The sequence below is a fragment of the Pseudoalteromonas sp. AS71 genome, assembly GCF_038900275.1.
Lineage (GTDB): Bacteria > Pseudomonadota > Gammaproteobacteria > Enterobacterales > Alteromonadaceae > Pseudoalteromonas.
In genome coordinates, this window is sequence record NZ_JBBMQZ010000050.1 from 1 (window position 1) to 3,668 (window position 3,668).

Sequence of the window (3,668 nt, forward strand, 5' to 3'; positions counted from 1 at the left end):
TTATATTGTTAAAGAACGTTGCGATTAAAGTTAAACTTTATCTCGCTAGGGCTGCGCATATTACGCTTTCCTATTTTATTGTCAATACTTAATTTTGATAAATGCTATATTTATCAATGCTAAGTTTTACTCAACACCCTGAGTTGTTTGGGTCTCGCTAGGCGTTGACCTTTCCCGTCTCAGTGGGGTCGCATTATAGGGAGATCCGAAAACAGATCAACCCTTTTTTGAAGAAAACTTGAAATAACATACTGTTCGGTGAGTATTTAAGCTAAACACGTCAAAAACACAACATAACCAGCAAATTATTAACAACTAAAGGCGCTTTAACTCTTTTTATATTTAAAGTAGAGCTAAACGATCTTCATATAGAGGCTTACACCCCAAATGATCAATACGATCGTTAGTGAAAGTGTTACCGCTGCAGATCCCATATCTTTGGCTCTACCTGATAATACATGTAATTCTGTACTTACCCGATCTGTTAGCGCTTCTATCGCTGAATTTAATAATTCAACTATTAGTATAATAAGCAGTGAGCTGATTAATATCGCCCAATGTAATAATGATGAAGCAAGCCAAAATGAAATGGGAAATAATATAAGGCTTAATAATAGCTCTTGCCTAAACGCAGCTTCTTCTTTAAATGCTGCTTTAAAGCCAAGGTAGGAACAATAGGTTGCTTTAAAAACACGCTTGAGGCCTAAGCCATTTGGTTTTAATACATCTTTCATTAATAAACTCTACAAATGAAGGTCAAAATAAAGCCCCGCACTGCGAGGCTTTTTATTTATGCTACACCGTATTGATCACGGTAAGCTTTAACTGAGGCTAAATGCTCGTCCATCGTCCCTTGATTTTCAAGGTAACTAATAAGATCAGCTAATTTTACGATTGATATCACTTTAGTACCAAAATCGCGTTCAACTTCTTGAATAGCTGATAACTCAGCCTTACCTTTTTCTTGGCGATCTAATGCGATCAAAACACCGCTAAGGTCTGCACCATTTTCGGCAATGATTTCCATTGATTCACGAATAGCAGTACCTGCGGTTATTACATCATCAACTAGCATTATTTTGCCATTGAGCTCTGAACCAACTAATGTTCCACCTTCACCGTGTGCTTTTTTCTCTTTACGGTTAAAACAGTACGGTACATCTTTATTATAATGATCAGCTAATGCAACAGCTGTTGTTGTCGCTATTGGGATACCTTTATATGCAGGACCAAATAATACATCATACTCTATCGCTGAGTCTTCTAATGCAGCAGCATAAAATCGACCTAAACGCGCTAAATCACGGCCTGTATTAAATAAACCTGCATTAAAAAAGTACGGACTTATTCGCCCTGACTTTAAAGTAAACTCACCAAATTTTAATACCCGCTTCTCTAGGGCAAATTCTATAAACTCTTTTTGATAATCTTTCATATCTAGTGGCCTACCTATTTATGCTAATGCTTGCTTTTGTACGTCAATGATTTCACGAATAGAATGTTTAGCTAAAGTAAGTAACTCATCTAGCTCATCAAACGAGAAAGGTTCGCCTTCGGCTGTACCTTGAATTTCAATAATTTTACCTGTTTCGGTTAAAATTACGTTCATATCAGTCTCTGCTGCTGAATCTTCAATATATTCTAAATCGCTAATTGCTTGACCTTTATATATACCGACTGAAATAGCTGCAATCATATGCTTAAGTGGGTTTGAATTAATCATACCTTTGGCACGCATATGCGTTAGCGCATCAACAAGTGCAACACATGCACCACTTATAGAAGCAGTACGCGTACCACCATCAGCTTGGATTACATCACAGTCAATGGTGATTGTGTTTTCGCCAAGTGCTTTTAAATCAACAGCAGCACGAAGTGCACGTGCAATTAGGCGTTGAATTTCCATAGTACGACCGCCCTGCTTACCACGTGCAGCTTCTCGAGCATTACGCGTATGCGTTGCTCGCGGTAACATACCGTATTCAGCATTGATCCAACCTTTACCCTGACCTTTCATGAAGCGAGGTACGCCCGATTCAACAGTAGCTGTACAAAGTACTTTGGTGTTACCAAACTCAACAAGTACTGAACCTTCAGCATGCAAAGTATAGTTACGTGTAAATGTAACAGGTCTAATTTGGTTAGGTGTTCTTTCGCTTGGACGCATCGATGATCCCCTTAATTCAGAATTTGCGACATTATAAGTGTATGTGGGTATAGATACCATGCTGATTTAAATAAATAGCTGTATGCAAAATATTCAGTGTATTAAATTTTCCCTAGAGCTTAAGCAGTGTTACGGTATAATCATCGTAATATTGTATTTATAAATTTAGGAAAATATCCATGATCCACAGTATGACAGCTTATGCGCGTCGCGAAATAAAAGGCGATTGGGGTACTGGCACTTGGGAAGTTCGTTCAGTGAACCAGCGTTACCTTGAAACATTTATTCGCGCACCAGAGCAATTTCGTGGCATGGAGCCAGTTATTCGTGAGCGTTTACGCAAACACTTACAACGCGGTAAGGTTGAGGTTTTTTTAAAATTTGTAGCAAACCCTGCTCATGTTGGTGAATTATCGATTAACCAAGCGCTTGCTGAGCAACTTATAAATAGTGCTAAGTGGGTTCAACAACAAAGTAACGGTGATATCAACCCTGTTGATATATTACGCTGGCCTGGTGTTATGGAAGCTGAAGAACTTGATATGGATAGCGTTAATACAGCGCTAATTGTTGGCCTTGATCAAGTAATTGAAGATTTTAAATCAGCACGTGGCGATGAAGGTGCAAACCTTCAAGAAATGATAGCAACTCGTCTTGATGCAATTTTGGAGCAAGTAGAAATTGTAGAAACGCACATGCCAGAAATTGCTAAATGGCAGCGTGAAAAACTGGCTCAAAAGCTAGAAGACTTAACAGCTAATATTGACGAGTCACGCCTTGAACAAGAACTCATTTATCTTGCGCAAAAACAAGACGTGGCTGAAGAATTAGATCGCTTAAAGTCTCACGTTAAAGAAACTAAAAAAATCCTTAAAAAAGGGGGCGCATGTGGTCGCCGTTTAGATTTTATGATGCAAGAATTTAATCGTGAAGCAAACACGCTAGCATCTAAGTCTATTAATAGTGATATTACGACTGCCGCTGTAGAGCTAAAAGTGTTGATTGAACAAATGAGAGAACAAATTCAAAATATTGAATAGTTATCACCCAATTATGGCATATTCATAACTTATAGAGACCCGGGCTTGGCTCGGGTTTTTATTAATGCCAATAATGACATTTTGAATATTTTTACCAAGTATCTTCGCCTAATGTGAGACTCTCACCTTCAAATCACTCTATATTTTAAACATTAAAAAGCCCGAGACTAGGCTCGGGCTTTTTGGTAACTATTAGCTAGGCTAATAATTACGCTTAAACGTTACTACAACGCACCTACGCCTAAAGTAAGAGCGCCACCTTCATATGACACTTTATTTTAGACATTAAAAAACCCGAGACTAAGCTCGGGCTTTTTGGTAACAATTAGCTAGGCTAATAATTACGCTACGATAGTTGCTACAACACCAGCACCTACAGTACGGCCACCTTCACGGATAGCAAAACGAAGACCTTCATCCATCGCGATTGGTGCGATTAGAGTTACTGTCATCTTGATGTT

The 3,668-nt window shown here is 38.5% G+C and carries 4 protein-coding genes and 1 pseudogene; 1 reads left to right on the forward strand and 4 read right to left on the reverse strand.

Annotation, left to right across the window (positions count from 1 at the left end; translation table 11 throughout):
- Positions 1-353: 353 nt before the first annotated feature.
- The 3 genes from WNY98_RS20540 to rph are packed head-to-tail and all read right to left on the reverse strand — an operon-like array spanning position 354 to position 2,167.
- Positions 354-734 carry a diacylglycerol kinase gene (locus WNY98_RS20540; RefSeq protein ID WP_002958892.1) on the reverse strand — a complete coding sequence of 127 codons (381 nt, stop codon included), beginning with the start codon at positions 732-734 and terminating at the stop codon, positions 354-356.
- A gap of 56 nt (positions 735-790) precedes the next feature.
- Positions 791-1,435, reverse strand: a complete 645-nt coding sequence (gene pyrE, locus WNY98_RS20545) for an orotate phosphoribosyltransferase (RefSeq protein ID WP_342878811.1) — start codon at positions 1,433-1,435, stop codon at positions 791-793.
- A gap of 18 nt (positions 1,436-1,453) precedes the next feature.
- Positions 1,454-2,167 (reverse strand): ribonuclease PH, encoded by a 714-nt coding sequence (rph, locus tag WNY98_RS20550; protein WP_002958890.1) that lies wholly within the window; start codon positions 2,165-2,167, stop codon positions 1,454-1,456.
- A 179-nt stretch (positions 2,168-2,346) separates the two neighbouring features.
- Here rph and WNY98_RS20555 point away from each other — a divergent pair, with 179 nt between their 5' ends.
- Complete coding sequence (locus WNY98_RS20555; RefSeq protein WP_342878812.1) at positions 2,347-3,207, forward strand: YicC/YloC family endoribonuclease; 861 nt, start codon at positions 2,347-2,349, stop codon at positions 3,205-3,207.
- Positions 3,208-3,548: 341 nt separating this feature from the next.
- Here the strand turns inward: WNY98_RS20555 and WNY98_RS20560 are convergent.
- Positions 3,549-3,668: pseudogene (locus tag WNY98_RS20560) on the reverse strand (elongation factor Tu); the annotation flags it as partial.

Bases quoted from the DNA above. Each gene is read 5' to 3' on its own strand.
- WNY98_RS20555 (WP_342878812.1), top strand. From the start codon at position 2,347: ATGATCCACAGTATGACAGCTTATGCGCGTCGCGAAATAAAAGGCGAT.
- WNY98_RS20540 (WP_002958892.1), bottom strand. From the start codon at position 734: ATGAAAGATGTATTAAAACCAAATGGCTTAGGCCTCAAGCGTGTTTTT.
- rph (WP_002958890.1), bottom strand. From the start codon at position 2,167: ATGCGTCCAAGCGAAAGAACACCTAACCAAATTAGACCTGTTACATTT.
- pyrE (WP_342878811.1), bottom strand. From the start codon at position 1,435: ATGAAAGATTATCAAAAAGAGTTTATAGAATTTGCCCTAGAGAAGCGG.